Genomic DNA, 19,981 nt, shown 5'->3' on the forward strand with positions numbered 1-19,981 from the left:
CTGCAAAAAGGCAGGTGGATTATTTATGTTTAAATAAAAAAACAAATAACTAACAAGATTCTATTAATTGCTTTCGTCTACACCCATTATAAGATGAATATTCTTTGGCTAATTCCACCAAAACCGATGCTGCTTTTTTAATACGATAATTTTTCGACCATACTGCGGCATATTGCGCTACCGGTAATGTTTCCTCAACCGGAATGGTAATAAATTGATTAGAACCAAAAGGTGAAGTCATATCGCAGGGAATCACGGTTAAGAAATCAGCATTGAGAACAAGATTATAAATTGTCACGACTGAGTCGGTTTTAACAATGTTTTCAATACTGATGCCATTTCTTTGTAACGTGGTGAGTAGTTCGCTGTAGTATCCCATATTCGTTTGCGGCAACACCCACTGTTCGTTTTTCAAAGACTCCAGCGTGGTGGTGCCGGTGGATGTTCGGGACTTACTGGCAACCAGTACGAACTCTGACTCGAACAGCGGCTCGACATGCAAATCCTGAAGCTTCATTTCTGCACTTAACGTACCTATCGCAAAATCCAGACGCCCGTCGCGGATAGCCGGTAAGAACGAGGACAATTGCGCTTCATACATTGAGACCTGCGCTTTCGGGAACACCTCTTTGAATTTGTTGATCATCCCGGACATAAAGGTAAAGCCGATCAGCGATGGAAAACCAAATGAAACCTCCACGACTGCATCAGAGGACATACCGCTAATCTCATTAACCATATTTTTCATTTCGCGGGTAATGGATTCGGAGCGTGAGAGCAACAATTGACCAGCTGGCGTCAGCGTTACGCCGGTATTTTTCCGCACCACTAATTCCACGCCAAAATAATCTTCGATATCGTTAATGATTTTACTGACCGCTGGTTGAGTTAACCCTAATTCTTTTGCAGCCGAGCCAATAGAGCCACTTCTAATGACTTCCTGAAAGACTACCAGGTGTTGCGTTTTAGGAAGAAGAATAGTGCTCATAACAACCCGCGTTAATTACCTCATTGACGGTATGAAGTGTATCAAAATGCAATGAATAGGATATGTGCGACCACTCACAAATTAACTTTCATTAGTTTTCCAGGTATATCCTTAAAGGCATACAATCATTTAATATCAATGAGTTAGATAAATAAAATCAACACAAAGGCTGACTTTTATCAAAAAAACAAGGGGGGATAACCATATTTTATGGCGATAACGACACACTTAATTTTTGTTATTAAAAAATGCTCTTAGACGATATTTCAAGCAATTATCGTGTATTTCGCAGACGACTTTTAAGTTAAATTTAATTAGCAAGTTATCAAATTTTATTATAAATAAATCATTTCCACAGATAAATAATGCGGTACATCACATTTTTTTGCGCTATTTGTTGGAGATAGAACATTTATTTTATCAATATTTTAAAATCTCGAATACAGATATTGATCATCTCGAACAATTGATTAACGTCATTCATTGTCTCTTTTGCAGAACGTCATTTTGTGAATGCAATCGTTTTCCATGATTTATTCTCGCATTCCGGTTGCGGAACAGTATTTTGTGTTGAGGATCACAAAACTAATAATTGCCATTCGAAGTAAGTTATCAGAAGAGAGCACGGGGTGACTAAAAAGAGTGTTTATATTGGGCTTCCTTTTGGGTATAGCGTCGTGGACAGTCATTCATCTTACCGCTCGCTCCAAAAGCAAAAACCCGCCAGTTTGCACTGCCGGGTTTTCGTTAAAACAGGTGAAACTGACCGATAAGCCGCTTTCTTTTGGGTATAGCGTCGTGGACAGTCATTCATCTTACTGCCTGCTTCAAAAGCAAAAACCCGCCAGTTTTGCACTGGCGGGTTTCTGTTGAAGAGGTGAAACTGACCGATAAGCCGCTTTCTTTTGGGTATAGCGTCGTGGACAGTCATTCATCTTACCGCCCGCTCCAAAAGCAAAAACCCGCCAGTTTTGCACTGGCGGGTTTCTGTTGAAGAGGTGAAACTGACCGATAAGCCGGGTTCTGTCGTGGACAGTCATTCATCTAGGCCAGCAATCGCTCACTGGCTCAAGCAGCCTACCCGGGTTCAGTACGGGCCGTACCTTATGAACCCCTATTTGGCCTTGCTCCGGGTGGAGTTTACCGTGCCACGGACTGTTACCAGCCGCGCGGTGCGCTCTTACCGCACCCTTTCACCCTTACCTGATCCCACTTGCGTGAGCCATCGGCGGTTTGCTCTCTGTTGCACTGGTCGTGGGTTTCCCCCCCAGGCGTTACCTGGCACCCTGCCCTATGGAGCCCGGACTTTCCTCCCCTCCGCCCGTCTCCCCCGAAGAGGACGACGACGAAGCGGCGACTGTCTGGTCAGCTTCGGCGCGAAGTATAGAGGGTTTGCGCGCCCTTGTCACCCCGCGTTACGCATTCCAATCGCCAGCGTCGCGGCGATATTGCGTGAAGCACGGTAAATATTGTCATAAGCCCCTCTGAAAGCTTCATCCAGCGTAACAATACTGTTCAACACGCTGAATACAGCATCGATGCCATGCTGATGCACAACGCCGACATCCTTCGTCAGACTACCCGCAATACCAATTACCGGTTTATTGTATTTCTTCGCGACGTTCGCTACGCCAATCGGCACTTTACCGTGAACGCTCTGGCTATCAATGCGGCCTTCTCCGGTGATCACCAACGAGCAATCATGAATATGTTCTTCCAGATTGAGCGCCGTCGTCACAATCTCAATGCCGCTCTTTAGCTCTGCGCCAAGAAACGCCATTAGCGCCGCCCCCATGCCGCCTGCCGCCCCTGCACCAGGAACGTTTTTCACATCAACATGCAGCAATTTTTTGATGACATCAGCATAGTGAGAGAGATTCTTGTCCAGCTCGATAATCGTGGCTTCATTAGCCCCTTTTTGCGGGCCAAAAATACGCGAAGCACCGTTATCGCCCACCAGTGGATTAGTGACATCGCAGGCGACGCGAATAGCGCAATCTTTTAAACGCGGATCGAGGCCGGAGATATCAATATCATTCAGGGTATTAAGACTGCCGCCGCCAAAACCGATTTCATTACCGTTGACATCGCTTAACTTCGCCCCCAGCGCCTGCATCATCCCCGCACCGCCGTCGTTGGTGGCACTGCCGCCGATGCCAATAATAATACTGGTCGCGCCACTCTCCAGCGCCTGCAAAATTAACTCTCCCGTGCCGCGAGAAGTCGTCACCAACGGATCACGCTTTTCCGACGGTACTAACGCCAGCCCACTGGCCGCCGCCATTTCAATAAACGCGGTTTTACCATCGCCAGAGATCCCCCAACTGGCATTCACCTTCTCGCCCAGTGGCCCTGTAACCCAGGCGTGACGTTCGGAACCCTGGGTAGCTGCAATCATCGCTTCCACCGTTCCTTCGCCGCCATCAGCAACCGGAACAGAAACGTACTGTGCATCAGGAAAAATTTCCCGAAATCCTTTTTCTATCGCCTGCGCAACCTCGCTGGCAGATAAACTTTCTTTATAAGAGTCTGGGGCGATTACGATTTTCATACCTGTGCCTGTTACCACATGACGCCGGAGGGCGTTTCTCTTATTCGGCCTGGATTCCAGGCCCGGATTGCAATACGCCATCCGGGCGCGACGTCATTAACGAGTAACTTCGACTTTCGCCAGTTTTTCGTAGTAGCACGCCAGGGCGCTATGATCCGCCGTTCCCAAACCATCGGCACGTAGTGCCTGCATCATCTCCATAACCGCAGCAGTTAGCGGCAATTGCGCACCAACGCCGTGGGAGGTATCCAGCGCATTTGCCAGATCCTTAATATGCAGATCAATACGGAAGCCTGGCTTGAAGTTTCTGTCCATGACCATAGGCGCTTTGGCGTCAAGAACGGTACTGCCCGCCAGTCCACCGCGAATTGCCTGATAAACCAGATCCGGGTTAACGCCCGCCTTGGTTGCCAGCGTTAACGCTTCTGACATCGCGGCAATATTCAGCGCCACAATGACCTGGTTTGCCAGTTTGGTGACGTTACCTGCACCGATTTCCCCGGTATGCACCACGGAACCCGCCATCGCTTTCATCAAATCATAGTATTTGTCGAAAATAGCCTTGTCGCCGCCCACCATCACTGACAGCGTACCGTCGATGGCTTTCGGTTCACCGCCGCTCACCGGGGCGTCCAGCATATCAATACCTTTCGCTTTCAGTGCTTCGCTGATTTCACGGCTTGCCAGCGGAGCGATTGAACTCATATCGATCAATACCGTACCTGGCTTCGCGCCTTCAATGATGCCATTTTCACCCAGCGCCACCTCTTTCACATGAGGGGAGTTTGGCAGCATGGTTATGATGACGTCGCACTGTTCAGCGATAGTTTTAGCCGTAGACGCTGTTTCTGCGCCTGCGGCAATCACTTCAGCAATGGCTTCAGGGTTACGGTCAGCAACCACCAGCGAGTAACCTGCTTTCAGGAGGTTTTTACTCATTGGTTTACCCATAATACCCAGGCCAATAAAACCAACTTTCATAGTCATATCAATCATCTCTCTTGTTGCGGTGGTGGTTATTTTTTAAAGGTATCTGCCAGTTTCTGCGTGGCGGAACGGAATACGCCGAGATCGCTGCCGACGGCCACAAACGTAGCGCCCCATTCCAGATAACGACGCGCATCGGCTTCGACAGGGGCGAGTATGCCGCAGGGTTTGCCGTTGGCTCTGGCGCGATTAAAAATATGTTGAATCGCTTTTTGCACATCCGGATGCGACGCATTGCCGAGATGACCTAATGCCGCTGCCAGATCGCTGGGGCCAACGAAGATACCGTCCACGCCTTCGGTTGCGGTGATAGCATCAACGTTATCAACGCCTTGCTGGCTTTCAATTTGCACCAGAATGGTGATGTTCTTATTCGACTGAGCGAAGTAATCCGCCACGGTGCCAAACATATTGGCGCGGTGAGAAACGGAGACGCCGCGAATACCTTCTGGTGGATAACGGGTAGATGCCACCGCCTGCACCGCTTCTTCTTTCGTTTCCACAAAGGGGATCAGGAAGTTATAAAAACCGATATCCAGCAGACGCTTGATGATCACCGGTTCGTTGGTCGGTACACGCACCACTGGCGCGCTGACGCTCCCCTTCAGAGCCATCAACTGAGGAATGAACGTGGAGATATCGTTTGGCGCATGTTCGCCATCCAGCACCAGCCAGTCAAAGCCAGCTAAACCAAGAACTTCCGTGCTAATTGGGTTAGAAAGTGCTGACCAGCAGCCAATCTGTACCTGTTTCGCTGCCAACGCGGCTTTGAACTTATTTGGGAAAATATCGTTATTCATCGCTTATACCTTTGCTTATTTCTGCAATTCCATACGTTTAATGTCGCCAATCAGGCTTCCTGGTGCAGTATTGAAAGAGGGCAATCTCTTCGATGACAATAAAAATAGGCAGTAAGATTAAAAAGGCACATGCGTTCCTTATTCATCAATCCCACTAATCATGTTTATATTCAGTCGATAGCAAAAAGGTCAGTGCTATTTATTAAATATTCTATTAACGAATATTGGCCACTGCACAATAATAAATCCGTTTTCGACAATGAGTATAATCAGCACAGAAACAATAGGCATTGTGCAAATGCTCATTATGTTTGTCTGATATAAATATTATTTTGAGCATATGCCTATCACGCTGCGTGCCAATGCACATATTTACGCTTTGCCTGCCCCGGTTGCCCTGCTATCACGATAATTAGTGATGTTGATCACATACTGACTTTTCATCTCCTGACACTCTTATTCCATCTCGCAGATAAAATTATTTCTGTCATCAGAATCAATCAACATAAATTTATTATTACCAGCGACCGGAGAAAACGGGATAATGGCCAACATCGAAATCAGACAAGAAACGCCGACTGCGTTTTATATAAAAGTTCACAACACAGATAATGTGGCAATTATTGTTAATGATAATGGCCTGAAAGCAGGAACGCGTTTTCCGGATGGGCTGGAATTAATTGAACATATTCCCCAGGGGCATAAAGTCGCATTGCTGGACATTCCGGCTAATGGTGAAATTATTCGTTATGGCGAAGTGATTGGTTACGCCGTGCGCGCGATCCCACGCGGAAGTTGGATCGACGAATCAATGGTAGTACTGCCGGAAGCGCCGCCATTACACACGCTGCCACTGGCAACTAAAGTGCCGGAACCCTTACCGGCGCTTGAAGGTTATACCTTTGAAGGCTATCGCAATGCCGATGGCAGCGTGGGAACCAAAAACCTGCTCGGCATCACCACCAGCGTCCACTGTGTGGCGGGCGTGGTGGATTACGTGGTGAAAATCATTGAACGCGATCTGCTGCCGAAATACCCGAACGTCGATGGCGTGGTGGGGCTGAATCATCTGTACGGTTGTGGCGTGGCGATTAACGCTCCGGCGGCGGTGGTGCCTATTCGTACTATTCACAACATTTCGCTTAACCCAAACTTTGGCGGTGAGGTGATGGTGATTGGTCTGGGTTGCGAGAAATTGCAACCTGAGCGCCTGCTGATCGGCACGGATGATGTACCGGCTATTCCAGTGGAAAGTGCCAGTATTGTCAGCTTGCAGGATGAAAAACATGTCGGTTTTCAGTCAATGGTCGAGGATATTTTGCAAGTTGCCGAGCGCCATCTGCACAAATTAAATCAACGGCAGCGAGAAACCTGTCCAGCTTCAGAACTGGTTGTCGGTATGCAGTGCGGCGGCAGCGATGCGTTTTCTGGTGTAACGGCAAACCCGGCAGTGGGTTATGCATCTGATTTACTGGTGCGCTGCGGCGCAACGGTGATGTTCTCAGAAGTCACGGAAGTGCGTGACGCCATTCATCTGCTGACGCCGCGCGCTGTTAACGAAGAGGTTGGCAAGCGCCTGCTGGAAGAGATGGAGTGGTACGACAACTATCTCAATATGGGGAAAACCGACCGCAGCGCCAACCCTTCGCCGGGTAACAAAAAAGGCGGTCTGGCAAACGTGGTGGAAAAGGCGCTCGGCTCCATTGCTAAATCGGGTAAAAGCGCGATTGTAGAAGTGCTGTCACCCGGTCAGCGTCCGACCAAACGCGGATTAATTTACGCCGCGACGCCAGCCAGCGATTTCGTCTGCGGCACCCAACAGGTGGCTTCAGGGATTACCGTGCAAGTATTTACGACCGGTCGCGGCACACCGTACGGTCTGATGGCGGTGCCGGTCATTAAAATGGCGACCCGCACCGAACTGGCGAACCGCTGGTTTGATTTGATGGATATTAATGCGGGCACTATCGCCACCGGCGAAGAGACCATTGAAGAGGTGGGCTGGAAGCTGTTCCACTTTATTCTCGATGTCGCCAGCGGGAAGAAGAAAACCTTCTCGGATCAATGGGGACTGCATAACCAACTGGCGGTGTTTAACCCGGCGCCGGTGACCTGATTTCTTTTGGAACGCGCCTCGCAAAACATGGCCTTAGTGCCATGTTTTTATTGTTTCAAGTCCCGTCATTCATTAATAATGCATTTGCATTACCTTAGTTGAAGATTATAATTTGAGCAGAAAAAAGGCTGTAAAAGGACAGTGAACAATGCCCGCTAATGCTCGCTCTAACGCTGTACTGACCACTGAATCAAAGGTCACGATACGCGGACAAACGACTATCCCCGCGCCAGTGCGTGAGGCCTTAAAACTGAAGCCAGGCCTGGACAGCATTCATTACGAAATCCTGCCTGGTGGGCAAGTATTTATGTGCCGTGTGGGAGATGAACAGGAGGATCATACTATGAATGCATTTTTGCGTTTTCTGGATGCAGATATCCAGAACAACCCGCAAAAAACTCGTCCATTCGAAATTCAACAAGGAAAGAGACTTGTCGCTGGCATGGACGTCAACATTGATGATGAGATTGGCGACGACGAATAATGGATTTTCCACAAAGGGTTAATGGTTGGGCGCTATATGCTCATCCCTGCTTTCAGGAAACCTACGACGCTTTAGTTGCCGAAGTTGAGACATTAAAGGGGAAAGATCCTGAAAATTATCAGAAAAAAGCCGCCACAAAGTTATTGGCGGTAGTACATAAAGTTATTGAGGAGCATATCACGGTCAATCCATCATCACCGGCATTCCGTCATGGCAAGTCGTTAGGCTCAGGGAAAAATAAAGACTGGTCACGGGTAAAATTTGGCGCTGGTCGTTATCGTCTCTTCTTTCGTTACAGCGAAAAAGAGAAAGTCATCATTCTGGGATGGATGAACGATGAAAACACGCTGCGCACCTACGGTAAAAAAACAGATGCCTATACCGTATTCAGCAAAATGTTAAAAAGAGGACATCCTCCTGCCGACTGGGAAACCCTCACCAGAGAGACTGAAGAAACCCATTGATGGTGTTCACAATGCCCGCCGAACGCATCCGTTTTGACCAGCGGGCACCATTTCTCACTCCCCGACCAGAATCACCTCAACCCCAGCCTTTCGCAGTCCTTCCAGACTATCCGCAGGAATGCCTTCATCGACAATGATCATATCGATCCGCTGAGTATCGATGATCTTATGTAAACTGGAGCGGTTGAACTTACTGGAATCGGTGACCACGATGATCCGTTCCGCAACTTCGCACATCCGGCGGTTTAAACGAGCTTCATCTTCATTGTGCGTGCTGATGCCGCGCTCCAGATCGATAGCGTCTACGCCGAGAAACAGCATATCGAAGTGGTAATTTTGCAGCGATTGTTCAGCCTGATCGCCGTAAAAAGATTGCGACTGGCGGCGCAGATGCCCTCCGGTCATCAGCAGTTCCACCCCTTCAGCTTCCAGCAACGCATTAGCCACGTTCATACCGTTGGTCATCGCAATTACGTCGGTGTGCTTGCGCATCAGACGGGCAATCTCAAAGGTGGTGGTCCCGGAGTCGAGGATCACCCGATGACCTGGCTTAATCAACTCAACGGCAGCTTTCGCAACGCTGCGTTTCATCGCCGTGTTCAGCGCGCTTTTATCTTCTACCGAAGGCTCGACTGACAGCGTCGTGCCATCGCAGATCAACGCGCCACCATACGCACGCACGGCGATCCCCTGTTTTTCCAGAAACGCCAGATCATTGCGGATCGTCACGGTAGAAACGCCAAATAATGCTGACAGATCGTTAACCTGCACACTCCCTTGCTGACGCAGGCGCTGAATGATCTGCTCTCGTCGTTCGCTGGTGCCAGTCACTCGTTTCTCACCTGATGCGTCGGTATTACTCATAGAAAATCCTTTCGTAAAGCTTTCGTTTCATTTCGTTTTTATTATTAATACCGTTCTATTAAGCAAATGCAAGCCCACCTTGCCCGTTGACGCAAGCGACTCCTGTTTCAGAAGCTTTCATTATGTTTCTTTTGTGAATCAGATCAGAAAACAATTACCTTTCGTTTTATTTTTACCTCACCATGACGCAGTATCAACTGAAACAAAACGAAAGATCAGCAATGGCAGTTATCTGGCCTGGAGAGGAAAGTGAAATATCTGATAGAAATGGTGAGACAGCACAAAGAGGGCAAAACAAATGGGATTTATGCCGTTTGCTCCGCGCATCCGCTGGTACTGGAAGCCGCCATCCACTACGCCTTCGCAAACCAAACGCCGTTACTGATTGAAGCAACCTCCAATCAGGTGGATCAGTTCGGCGGATATACCGGAATGACGCCCGCCGATTTTCGCGGCTTTGTTTGCCAGCTTGCCGACTCGCTGAATTTCCCGCAAGACGCGTTGATTCTCGGCGGTGACCATCTGGGGCCAAACCGCTGGCAGAATCTGCCTGCCGCTCAGGCGATGGCCAATGCCGATGATTTGATTAAAAGCTACGTCGCGGCAGGGTTCAAAAAAATACACCTTGATTGCAGCATGTCCTGTCAGGGCGATCCGGTTCCCTTAACCGATGACATCGTGGCTGAACGCGCTGCCCGTCTGGCAAAAGTCGCGGAAGAAACCTGCCGCGATCACTTTGGCGAAGCCGATCTGGTGTATGTCATTGGTACTGAAGTGCCCGTGCCTGGCGGCGCTCATGAAACCTTAAGCGAACTGGCGGTCACCACGCCGGATGCCGCCCGCGCCACGCTGGAAGCTCATCGTCACGCTTTTGAAAAGCAGGGTCTGAATGCCATCTGGCCACGCATCATTGCCCTGGTAGTACAACCCGGCGTCGAATTCGATCACACCAACGTTATTGATTATCAGCCAGCCAAAGCGACCGCCTTAAGCCAGATGGTTGAACACTATGAAACGCTGATTTTCGAAGCTCACTCTACCGATTATCAAACGCCGCAATCGCTGCGCCAGTTGGTAATCGACCACTTTGCCATTCTGAAAGTTGGCCCGGCGCTGACCTTCGCCCTGCGTGAAGCCCTGTTTTCTCTGGCGGCGATTGAAGAAGAGCTGGTGCCAGCGAAAGCCTGTTCCGGTCTGCGTCAGATACTGGAAAACGTGATGCTCGATCGCCCGGAATACTGGCAAAGCCACTACCACGGTGACGGCAACGCACGTCGTCTGGCACGCGGTTACAGCTACTCAGATCGCGTGCGCTACTACTGGCCGGACAGCCAGATTGATAACGCTTTCGCCCATCTGATTCGTAACCTGGCGGATGCCCCAATTCCGCTGCCGCTCATCAGCCAGTATCTGCCGCTGCAATACGTCAAAGTTCGCTCCGGCGAGCTACAACCAACGCCGAGGGCGCTCATTATCAACCATATTCAGGACATCCTGGCGCAGTACCACACAGCCTGTGGAGGCCAATAACCAAAACAAGAGGAACACGCTATGCCAAATATTGTTTTAAGCCGGATTGATGAACGCTTGATTCACGGTCAGGTCGGCGTTCAGTGGGTCGGATTTGCGGGGGCAAATCTGGTTCTGGTAGCCAATGATGAGGTTGCTGAAGATCCGGTACAACAAAACCTGATGGAAATGGTACTGGCAGAAGGGATCGCCGTGCGTTTCTGGTCGTTGCAAAAAGTGATCGACAATATCCATCGCGCCGCTGACCGGCAGAAAATCCTGCTGGTTTGCAAAACACCAGCCGATTTCCTGACGCTGGTAAAAGGTGGTGTCCCGGTGAGTCGCATTAACGTTGGCAATATGCATTACACCAATGGCAAGCAGCAAATCACCAAAACGGTTTCTGTAGATGCGGGTGATATCGCGGCGTTTAACGATCTGAAAACCGCCAGAGTGGAATGCTTCGTTCAGGGCGTCCCGACAGAACCTGCTGTGGAGCTCTTTAAATTACTTTGAGGGATTCATTATGGAAATCAGTCTGTTGCAGGCGTTCGTGTTGGGCATTCTCGCCTTTATCGCTGGCCTGGATATGTTTAACGGCTTAACCCATATACATCGCCCGGTGGTTCTTGGACCGTTGGTTGGGCTGGCACTTGGCGATCTACATACCGGTATTTTAACCGGCGGTACGCTGGAACTGGTATGGATGGGGCTGGCTCCGCTGGCAGGCGCACAGCCGCCTAACGTAATTATTGGTACTATCGTCGGTACGGCATTTGCCATTACCACCGGTGTGAAACCCGATGTCGCGGTCGGCGTCGCCGTGCCTTTCGCCGTCGCGGTACAGATGGGGATTACCTTCCTGTTCTCGGTGATGTCTGGCGTGATGTCCCGCTGCGACAGGATGGCGGAAAATGCCGATACACGCGGCATTGAGCGCGTGAACTATCTGGCGCTGCTGGCGCTCGGCATCTTCTATTTTCTCTGCGCTTTCCTGCCGATTTACTTCGGTGCGGAACATGCCAAAACCATCATTGATGTCCTGCCGCAACGCTTAATCGACGGCCTCGGTGTCGCAGGCGGCATCATGCCAGCAATCGGTTTTGCCGTGCTGCTGAAAATCATGATGAAAAACGTCTACATCCCCTACTTCATCCTGGGCTTTGTTGCCGCCGCCTGGCTCAAGTTACCGGTGCTGGCTATTGCTGCTGCCGCGCTGGCGATGGCGCTGATCGACCTGCTGCGTAAATCTCCTGAACCGATTCAACCTGCGGCACAGAAAGAGGAATTTGAAGATGGCATCTAATCAAACGACCCTGCCGAACGTCAGTGAAAACGAAGAAGCACTGCTGACTGGCGTCAATGAAAACGTATATGAAGATCAAAGCATTGGCGCGGAGTTAACGAAAAAAGATATCAATCGCGTCGCATGGCGTTCCATGCTGTTACAGGCTTCTTTCAACTACGAACGTATGCAGGCTTCCGGCTGGTTGTACGGTCTGCTGCCTGCACTGAAAAAGATCCATACCAATAAACGCGACCTGGCGCGCGCCATGAAAGGCCATATGGGCTTTTTCAATACTCACCCGTTTCTGGTGACGTTTGTGATCGGCATTATCCTTGCGATGGAGCGTTCTAAGCAGGACGTTAACAGTATTCAGAGCACCAAAATTGCTGTCGGTGCACCGCTCGGCGGGATTGGCGACGCGATGTTCTGGCTGACGCTGCTGCCAATTTGCGGCGGGATTGGTGCCAGTCTGGCGTTGCAAGGCTCTATTCTCGGCGCCGTGGTATTTATCGTGTTATTCAACGTGGTGCATCTCGGTCTGCGTTTTGGTCTTGCGCATTACGCTTATCGAATGGGCGTGGCGGCGATCCCGCTAATTAAAGCGAATACCAAAAAAGTCGGTCATGCGGCGTCTATCGTCGGGATGACGGTGATCGGCGCGCTGGTAGCAACCTATGTCCGATTAAGCACCACGCTGGAAATCACGGCAGGCGACGCAGTGGTTAAGCTACAGACTGACGTTATCGACAAACTGATGCCTGCCTTCTTACCGCTGGTCTATACCCTGACCATGTTCTGGCTGGTACGTCGCGGCTGGAGTCCGCTGCGCCTGATTGCAATCACTGTGGTTCTCGGCATCGTCGGTAAATTCTGTCATTTCCTTTAAATACAATGAGGTATTAGATGTTAAGTATTATTTTGACAGGGCATGGTGGATTTGCCAGCGGCATGGAAAAAGCAATGAAGCAAATCCTCGGTGAGCAATCACAGTTTATCGCCATTGATTTTCCGGAAACCTCAAGCACCGCGCTGCTTACATCGCAGCTTGAAGAAGCCATCGCCCAACTGGATTGTGAAGACGGCATTGTTTTTCTGACGGATTTGCTGGGCGGCACACCGTTTCGCGTAGCTTCAACGCTGGCGATGCAAAAACCGGGCTGTGAAGTGATCACCGGCACCAATTTGCAACTATTACTGGAAATGGTGCTGGAGCGCGAAGGGTTAAGCGGAGAAGAATTCCGTGTGCAGGCGCTGGAGTGCGGACACCGTGGGCTGACCAGTCTGGTGGACGAGTTAGGCCGCTGCCATAAAGAATGTCCGGTCGAGGAAGGAATATGAGGTAAGCGCCCCGCCGCTATTGGTAAAAGACTGTGAGTGGCGTTTTACACTTTCGTTTCTTTATCTGGCTTTCACTTCCCTCACAAGGCCTTTTTTCTTTTGTTTTGACTTTTGCACCGGTGTCGGATGCGACGCTGACGCGTCTTATCCGACCTACGGTTGGTGACAGCCAGGCTGGATAAAGCGTTTACGCCGCATCCGGCAATCGGTGCAAATATCCCCCCATCAAACAATCCCTTTATCTTCCCTTGTCTTTTCTTTCAACGATCACAAATTTCGTTTTATTTCCTTTCTCTTCATTGAACTTTCAGTTTCTTTTCTATAAATTTTAATCAACGAAAGATATCACCAAGTGAAATGAAACGAAAGGCAAGCGAAAGCTATAACGCCCGACGTCAAGTTCATCAGACTAAGGATTGAGTTATGCCAGAAAATTACCCCCCTGCCACCACCGGTACATGGACTGAAGAAGAGATCCGCCATCAGCCTCGCGCGTGGCTTCGTTCGCTCGCCAACATTGACGCGCTACGTTCCGCGCTCAATAACTTTCTTGAACCGTTACTGCGCAAAGAGAACCTGCGGGTAATCCTGACCGGTGCCGGAACCTCGGCATTTATCGGTGACATCATCGCGCCGTGGCTCGCCAGCCATACCGGCAAAAACTTCAGCGCCGTACCGACCACCGATCTGGTTACCAATCCGATGGACTACCTGAATCCAGCGCATCCGCTGCTGCTGATCTCCTTCGGTCGATCCGGCAATAGCCCGGAAAGCGTCGCCGCCGTGGAACTGGCAAATCAATTTGTACCGGAGTGCTATCACCTGCCGATCACCTGCAATGAAGCGGGCGATCTCTATCAAAACGCGCTCAACAGCGATAACGCGTTTGCCCTGCTGATGCCCGCAGAAACGCACGATCGCGGCTTTGCGATGACCAGCAGTATTACCACCATGATGGCCAGCTGCCTCGCGGTTTTCGCGCCTGAGACAATCAACAGCCAGACCTTCCGCGACGTGGCGGATCGTTGCCAGGCGATCCTGACCTCGCTCGGCGATTTCAGCGAAGGCGTGTTTGGTTACGCGCCGTGGAAACGGATCGTTTATCTCGGCAGCGGTGGCTTACAGGGCGCGGCACGTGAGTCGGCGCTGAAAGTGCTGGAACTGACGGCGGGTAAACTGGCGGCTTTTTATGATTCCCCGACCGGATTCCGTCATGGCCCGAAATCGCTGGTCGATGATGAAACGCTGGTCGTGGTGTTTGTCTCCAGCCACCCCTACACCCGTCAGTATGATCTTGATCTGCTGGCAGAACTCCGCCGCGACAACCAGGCAATGCGCGTGATCGCCATCGCCGCTGAAAGCAACGACATTGTTGCCGCCGGCCCGCATATCATCCTGCCGCCATCCCGTCACTTTATCGACGTTGAGCAGGCATTTTGCTTCCTGATGTACGCCCAGACGTTTGCACTGATGCAGTCGCTGCATATGGGCAATACGCCGGATTCCCCATCAGCCAGTGGCACCGTAAACCGCGTGGTGCAAGGCGTAATTATTCATCCGTGGCAGGAATAAGAGGATCGCATTATGAGCATTATCTCCACCAAATATCTGTTACAAGACGCCCAGGCCAATGGCTACGCGGTGCCTGCGTTTAACATCCATAACGCCGAGACGATCCAGGCGATCCTCGAAGTGTGCAGTGAAATGCGATCGCCGGTGATCCTCGCCGGGACGCCAGGGACTTTTAAACATATCGCGCTGGAAGAGATCTACGCCCTGTGTAGCGCCTATTCCACAACCTACAACATGCCGCTTGTGCTGCATCTCGACCACCACGAATCGCTCGATGATATTCGCCGTAAAGTCCACGCTGGCGTGCGCAGCGCGATGATCGATGGCAGTCACTTCCCGTTTGCTGAAAACGTAAAACTGGTGAAATCGGTCGTCGACTTCTGCCACTCGCAGGATTGCAGCGTGGAAGCGGAACTGGGTCGTCTGGGAGGCGTGGAAGATGATATAAGTGTTGACGCCGAAAGCGCGTTCCTCACCGACCCACAAGAAGCCAGACGTTTTGTCGAACTGACTGGCGTCGACAGCCTGGCTGTGGCGATTGGTACGGCGCATGGCCTGTACAGGAAAATACCGAAAATTGATTTTCAGCGGCTGGCGGAAATTCGTGAAATGGTAGACATCCCTCTGGTACTGCATGGCGCCAGCGATGTCCCGGATGAATTTGTTCGCTGGACTATTAAACTGGGTGTGACGAAAGTTAATGTCGCCACGGAATTGAAAATTGCCTTCGCCGGCGCGGTTAAAGCCTGGTTTGCGGAAAACCCGCAGGGTAATGATCCTCGCTATTATATGCGCGTCGGCATGGATGCAATGAAAGACGTTGTCAGGAATAAAATTAATGTCTGTGGTTCGGCGAATCGAATTTCAGCATAACCATTAAATTTATACGATTTATTAATAAGTACTGCTCGACTAATATCGGGTAGTGCCTTAATGGCAAAGGAAATGAGTAAACCTTAATAAATACATCAGTACAATATCGCAACAATAATATATTTAAAAAGATTATATTATTCAAATTTATGGTGAGGATTATACAATGAGCAGTCCAAATATTCTCTTAACCCGTATCGATAACCGTCTGGTTCATGGCCAGGTTGGCGTGACCTGGACATCCACCATCGGTGCGAATCTGCTGGTGGTCGTGGATGATGTTGTCGCTAACGATGATATCCAACAGAAACTGATGGGTATTACTGCGGAAACCTACGGCTTTGGTATCCGTTTCTTTACTGTCGAAAAAACCATTAATGTCATCGGCAAAGCTGCACCACATCAGAAGATTTTTCTGATTTGCCGTACGCCGAAAACGGTACGTAAATTAGTAGAAGGTGGCATTGAGCTGAAAGATGTCAACGTCGGCAATATGCATTTCTCGGAAGGGAAAAAGCAAATAAGTAGTAAAGTTTATGTCGATGATCAGGATCTCACGGACTTACGCTTTATTAAACAACGCGGCGTGAATGTTTTTATTCAGGACGTCCCGGGCGATCAAAAAGAACAAATCCCTGACTAAATCTAACATCGCCTTAATACTGGTTTGAGGTAATAAAAATGCATGAAATAACCCTACTTCAGGGATTATCCCTGGCGGCATTAGTTTTCGTTCTGGGGATTGATTTTTGGCTGGAAGCCTTATTTTTATTCCGCCCGATAATCGTTTGTACCCTTACAGGTGCTATTCTCGGTGATATTCAGACTGGCTTAATTACCGGTGGCTTGACAGAGCTGGCTTTCGCCGGATTAACCCCTGCCGGGGGTGTTCAGCCGCCCAACCCAATTATGGCGGGTCTGATGACCACCGTCATTGCGTGGTCTACGGGCGTCGATGCCAAAACGGCAATTGGTCTTGGCCTGCCGTTTAGTTTGTTAATGCAATACGTCATTCTGTTCTTCTATTCCGCTTTCTCATTATTTATGACCAAAGCCGATAAATGCGCGAAAGAGGCGGATACAGCAGCGTTTTCCCGACTTAACTGGACAACGATGCTGATTGTTGCCTTTTCGTATGCGGTGATTGCTTTCCTCTGTACTTACCTGGCGCAGGGTGCGATGCAGGCGCTGGTAAAAGCAATGCCCGCCTGGTTGACCCACGGCTTTGAAGTGGCTGGCGGCATTCTGCCTGCCGTTGGTTTTGGCCTGCTGCTGCGCGTGATGTTCAAAGCGCAATATATTCCTTACCTGATCGCCGGTTTCCTGTTTGTTTGCTACATCCAGGTCAGCAACCTGTTGCCGGTTGCCGTACTGGGCGCAGGCTTTGCGGTGTATGAGTTTTTCAATGCGAAATCCCGGCAGCAAGCGCAACCGCAGCCCGTTGCCAGTAAAAATGAAGAAGAGGACTACAGCAATGGGATCTGAAATCAGTAAAAAAGATATCACCCGCCTGGGCTTTCGTTCGTCGCTGCTGCAAGCGAGCTTTAACTACGAAAGGATGCAGGCAGGCGGTTTTACCTGGGCAATGTTGCCGATCCTGAAAAAGATTTATAAGGACGACAAACCGGGCTTAAGCGCGGCAATGAAAGATAACCTCGAATTTATTAATACCCACCCAAATCTGGTCGGATTCCTGATGGGGTTATTAATTTCGATGGAAGAGAAAGGGGAAAACCGCGACACCATTAAAGGTCTGAAAGTGGCGCTGTTTGGCCCAATCGCCGGGATTGGCGATGCGATTTTCTGGTTTACCTTGTTGCCGATTATGGCGGGGATTTGCTCATCATTCGCCAGCCAGGGAAACCTGTTGGGGCCGATTCTATTCTTCGCCGTTTACCTGCTTATCTTTTTCCTGCGCGTCGGCTGGACCCACGTCGGTTATTCGGTCGGCGTGAAGGCGATCGATAAAGTGCGAGAGAACTCGCAGATGATCGCCCGTTCGGCAACCATCCTCGGGATCACGGTAATCGGCGGACTGATCGCTTCGTATGTGCATATTAACGTGGTGACGTCGTTTGCTATCGACAGTAGCCACAGCGTCGCACTGCAACAGGATTTCTTCGATAAAGTCTTCCCGAATATTTTACCGATGGCCTATACCCTGCTGATGTATTACTTCCTGCGGGTGAAAAAAGCGCATCCGGTGCTGTTAATCGGCGTGACGTTTGTGCTCTCAATTGTTTGTTCCGCATTCGGCATTTTGTAAATGGAACGAGGCACTGCGTCTGACGCAGCCTCAGATTGTTGACAAAGTGCGCTTTGTCCATGCCGGATGCGGCGTGAACGCCTTATCCGGCCTACAAAATCATGCAAATTCAATATATTGCAGAAACAATGTAGGACTGATAAGCGTAGCGCATCAGGCAATTTGGCGTTTGTCATCGGTCTCCGTATCACACCTGGTGGTGCCTCTCTACACAAGGAATTTCTCCTCATGCAAACCTTACAGCAAGTTGAAAACTATACGGTGTTAAGTGAACGCGCCAGCGAATATTTATTGGACGTGATCCGTAGCAAACCAAATGCCGTGATTTGCCTGGCGACCGGAGCGACGCCATTACTGACGTATCATTATCTGGTAGAAAAAATCCACCAGCAGCACGTTGATGTCAGCCAACTGACCTTCGTGAAGCTCGACGAATGGGTGGATCTGCCATTAACCGTGCCCGGCACCTGCGAAACTTTCCTTCAGCAGCATATCGTGCAGCCGCTGGGGTTACGTGAAGACCAGCTCATCAGCTTTCGCTCCGAAGAGATAAACGAGACAGAGTGCGAGCGGGTAACGAATCTGATTGCGCGCAAAGGCGGTCTCGATTTGTGCGTTCTCGGACTAGGGAAAAACGGTCATCTTGGGCTGAACGAACCGGGAGAAAGCCTGCAACCGGCCTGCCATATCAGCCAACTTGACGCGAAAACCCAGCAACATGAGATGTTAAAAACCGCTGGTCGTCCCGTGACTCGCGGGATCACCTTAGGCTTGAAGGATATTCTCAATGCCCGCGAAGTTTTATTACTGGTGACTGGCGAAGGAAAGCAGGATGCGACAGAACGTTTTCTCACGGCTAAAGTCTCCACCACGATCCCGGCTTCGTTTTTATGGCTGCATAACTATTTCACATGCGTAATTGATGAGATGTGTCGCCGTTAACTCACCAAGTACAGGCATCGCAGCTCTGTTCCTGCTGCAATGCCTGTAATCACTCCCCTTGCTGCTCCAGCGCATACTTATACAGCGCGTTTTTCTTCACGCCGTGAATTTCTGCTGCCAGCGCCGCCGCTTTTTTCAGCGGCAGTTCTGCCTGTAGCAGCGCCAGCGTGCGCAGTGCATCGGCGGGTAAGTCTTCTTCCTGCGCTTTATGTCCTTCGACAATCAGCACCATTTCGCCTTTGCGACGGTTTTCATCTTCTTTGACCCACGCCAGCAGCTCGCCAACGGGCGCGCCGTGAATGGTTTCCCAGGTTTTGGTCAGTTCTCGCGCCAGCACCACGTAGCGGGACTCCCCCAGCACCGCGACGATATCTTCCAGGCTATCTAACAGACGGTGGGTCGATTCATAAAAAATCAGCGTGCGCGGTTCCGCTTCAATCGCTTTTAGCGCATCACGGCGACCTTTCGATTTGGCGGGCAGAAAGCCTTCATAACAAAAGCGATCGGATGGTAAACCAGCGGCGCTTAATGCAGTAATAGCAGCACACGGTCCCGGTAGCGGCACCACGCGAATCCCCGCTTCACGGCAGGTACGTACCAGATGGTAGCCAGGGTCGTTAATCAGCGGCGTTCCGGCATCAGAAACCAGCGCAATGTTTTGTCCCTCTTGCAGCTTCGCCAGCAGCGTTTCGGCTTTCTGTTGTTCGTTATGGTCGTGCAGGGCGAACAGTCGGGCGTTTATCCCAAAATGTTGCAGCAGCAAACCGGTATGACGCGTATCCTCGGCGGCAATCAGATCAACGGCCTGTAATACCTCCAGCGCACGCTGGGTGATATCCGCCAGATTGCCGATTGGCGTCGGTACAATGTAGAGCTGACCTTGAGAATTATCCGCCGATTGGTGTTGTTTCATTGTGTCGTCCGTATTGCCGATTTAAT

The 19,981-nt window shown here is 50.3% G+C and carries 21 protein-coding genes and 1 other RNA gene; 15 read left to right on the plus strand and 7 right to left on the minus strand.

Annotation, left to right across the window (positions count from 1 at the left end; translation table 11 throughout):
* Positions 1–49: 49 nt before the first annotated feature.
* Complete coding sequence (tdcA, locus tag RGV86_RS09800; protein WP_000104199.1) at positions 50–988, minus strand: transcriptional regulator TdcA; 939 nt, start codon at positions 986–988, stop codon at positions 50–52.
* Between the two features lie 313 nt (positions 989–1,301).
* On the opposite strand from tdcA, the gene tdcR reads away from it, so the two are divergent.
* Complete coding sequence (tdcR, locus tag RGV86_RS09805; protein ID WP_038808901.1) at positions 1,302–1,520, plus strand: transcriptional activator TdcR; 219 nt, start codon at positions 1,302–1,304, stop codon at positions 1,518–1,520.
* A 464-nt stretch (positions 1,521–1,984) separates the two neighbouring features.
* Here tdcR and rnpB read toward each other — a convergent pair.
* The 4 genes from rnpB to garL form a co-directional block, all read right to left on the minus strand.
* Positions 1,985–2,361, minus strand: an RNA gene (rnpB, locus tag RGV86_RS09810) — RNase P RNA component class A.
* 32 nt (positions 2,362–2,393) lie between these two features.
* Positions 2,394–3,539: a glycerate 2-kinase gene (gene garK, locus RGV86_RS09815; protein WP_085461223.1), complete on the minus strand. Its 1,146-nt coding sequence runs from the start codon at positions 3,537–3,539 to the stop codon at positions 2,394–2,396.
* A gap of 96 nt (positions 3,540–3,635) precedes the next feature.
* Positions 3,636–4,526: a 2-hydroxy-3-oxopropionate reductase gene (garR, locus tag RGV86_RS09820; protein WP_024165151.1), complete on the minus strand. Its 891-nt coding sequence runs from the start codon at positions 4,524–4,526 to the stop codon at positions 3,636–3,638.
* A gap of 29 nt (positions 4,527–4,555) precedes the next feature.
* On the minus strand, positions 4,556–5,326 hold the full coding sequence (gene garL, locus RGV86_RS09825; RefSeq protein ID WP_001058058.1) for a 2-dehydro-3-deoxyglucarate aldolase: 771 nt from the start codon (positions 5,324–5,326) through the stop codon (positions 4,556–4,558).
* A 544-nt stretch (positions 5,327–5,870) separates the two neighbouring features.
* Here garL and garD point away from each other — a divergent pair.
* The 3 genes from garD (at position 5,871) to yhaV (ending at position 8,390) form a co-directional block, all read left to right on the plus strand.
* Complete coding sequence (garD, locus tag RGV86_RS09830) at positions 5,871–7,442, plus strand: galactarate dehydratase (RefSeq protein WP_032226362.1); 1,572 nt, start codon at positions 5,871–5,873, stop codon at positions 7,440–7,442.
* 148 nt (positions 7,443–7,590) lie between these two features.
* Positions 7,591–7,926: a type II toxin-antitoxin system antitoxin PrlF gene (prlF, locus tag RGV86_RS09835; protein ID WP_016159726.1), complete on the plus strand. Its 336-nt coding sequence runs from the start codon at positions 7,591–7,593 to the stop codon at positions 7,924–7,926.
* Positions 7,926–8,390 carry a type II toxin-antitoxin system ribonuclease toxin YhaV gene (yhaV, locus tag RGV86_RS09840; protein ID WP_032221941.1) on the plus strand — a complete coding sequence of 155 codons (465 nt, stop codon included), beginning with the start codon at positions 7,926–7,928 and terminating at the stop codon, positions 8,388–8,390. Before prlF ends, yhaV begins: the two co-directional genes overlap by 1 nt.
* A gap of 54 nt (positions 8,391–8,444) precedes the next feature.
* On the opposite strand, the gene agaR is transcribed toward yhaV, so the two are convergent.
* Entirely contained in the window at positions 8,445–9,254 is an 810-nt protein-coding gene (gene agaR, locus RGV86_RS09845; RefSeq protein ID WP_000072176.1) for an aga operon transcriptional regulator AgaR, read from the minus strand.
* 249 nt (positions 9,255–9,503) lie between these two features.
* Between agaR and kbaZ the strand changes: the two genes are divergently transcribed.
* The 11 genes from kbaZ (at position 9,504) to RGV86_RS09905 (ending at position 19,042) form a co-directional block, all read left to right on the plus strand.
* The gene (kbaZ, locus tag RGV86_RS09850) at positions 9,504–10,784 is read left to right on the plus strand and encodes a tagatose-bisphosphate aldolase subunit KbaZ (protein WP_032226365.1); all 1,281 of its coding nucleotides are present in this window, start codon (positions 9,504–9,506) and stop codon (positions 10,782–10,784) included.
* Positions 10,785–10,805: 21 nt separating this feature from the next.
* Positions 10,806–11,279, plus strand: coding sequence for a PTS N-acetylgalactosamine transporter subunit IIB (gene agaV, locus RGV86_RS09855; RefSeq protein ID WP_001132990.1), 474 nt, complete (start codon positions 10,806–10,808; stop codon positions 11,277–11,279).
* Positions 11,280–11,289: 10 nt separating this feature from the next.
* A complete protein-coding gene (gene agaW, locus RGV86_RS09860) occupies positions 11,290–12,069 on the plus strand; it encodes a PTS N-acetylgalactosamine transporter subunit IIC (protein WP_309508376.1) in 780 nt (259 codons plus the stop codon).
* Complete coding sequence (gene agaE, locus RGV86_RS09865) at positions 12,059–12,937, plus strand: PTS N-acetylgalactosamine transporter subunit IID (protein WP_024212648.1); 879 nt, start codon at positions 12,059–12,061, stop codon at positions 12,935–12,937. Before agaW ends, agaE begins: the two co-directional genes overlap by 11 nt.
* A 17-nt stretch (positions 12,938–12,954) precedes the next feature.
* Positions 12,955–13,389: a PTS galactosamine/N-acetylgalactosamine transporter subunit IIA gene (agaF, locus tag RGV86_RS09870; RefSeq protein WP_000948825.1), complete on the plus strand. Its 435-nt coding sequence runs from the start codon at positions 12,955–12,957 to the stop codon at positions 13,387–13,389.
* Between the two features lie 423 nt (positions 13,390–13,812).
* On the plus strand, positions 13,813–14,961 hold the full coding sequence (locus RGV86_RS09875) for an AgaS family sugar isomerase (protein WP_001114846.1): 1,149 nt from the start codon (positions 13,813–13,815) through the stop codon (positions 14,959–14,961).
* Positions 14,962–14,973: 12 nt separating this feature from the next.
* On the plus strand, positions 14,974–15,834 hold the full coding sequence (gene kbaY / locus RGV86_RS09880; protein WP_000022777.1) for a tagatose-bisphosphate aldolase subunit KbaY: 861 nt from the start codon (positions 14,974–14,976) through the stop codon (positions 15,832–15,834).
* Between the two features lie 166 nt (positions 15,835–16,000).
* A complete protein-coding gene (gene agaB / locus RGV86_RS09885; RefSeq protein WP_000098035.1) occupies positions 16,001–16,477 on the plus strand; it encodes a PTS galactosamine transporter subunit IIB in 477 nt (158 codons plus the stop codon).
* 38 nt (positions 16,478–16,515) lie between these two features.
* Positions 16,516–17,319 carry a PTS galactosamine transporter subunit IIC gene (gene agaC, locus RGV86_RS09890; RefSeq protein WP_000544483.1) on the plus strand — a complete coding sequence of 268 codons (804 nt, stop codon included), beginning with the start codon at positions 16,516–16,518 and terminating at the stop codon, positions 17,317–17,319.
* A complete protein-coding gene (gene agaD / locus RGV86_RS09895) occupies positions 17,309–18,100 on the plus strand; it encodes a PTS galactosamine transporter subunit IID (RefSeq protein WP_000534348.1) in 792 nt (263 codons plus the stop codon). The genes agaC and agaD overlap by 11 nt, the downstream gene beginning before the upstream one ends.
* A gap of 228 nt (positions 18,101–18,328) precedes the next feature.
* A complete protein-coding gene (locus RGV86_RS09905; RefSeq protein ID WP_085461226.1) occupies positions 18,329–19,042 on the plus strand; it encodes a galactosamine-6-phosphate isomerase in 714 nt (237 codons plus the stop codon).
* Positions 19,043–19,091: 49 nt separating this feature from the next.
* Here the strand turns inward: RGV86_RS09905 and rsmI are convergent, their stop codons facing one another.
* Entirely contained in the window at positions 19,092–19,955 is an 864-nt protein-coding gene (rsmI, locus tag RGV86_RS09910) for a 16S rRNA (cytidine(1402)-2'-O)-methyltransferase (RefSeq protein WP_000809263.1), read from the minus strand.
* Between the last annotated feature and the right edge of the window lie 26 nt (positions 19,956–19,981).

The sequence above is a fragment of the Escherichia ruysiae genome, assembly GCF_031323975.1.
Classification (GTDB): Bacteria; Pseudomonadota; Gammaproteobacteria; order Enterobacterales; family Enterobacteriaceae; genus Escherichia; species Escherichia ruysiae.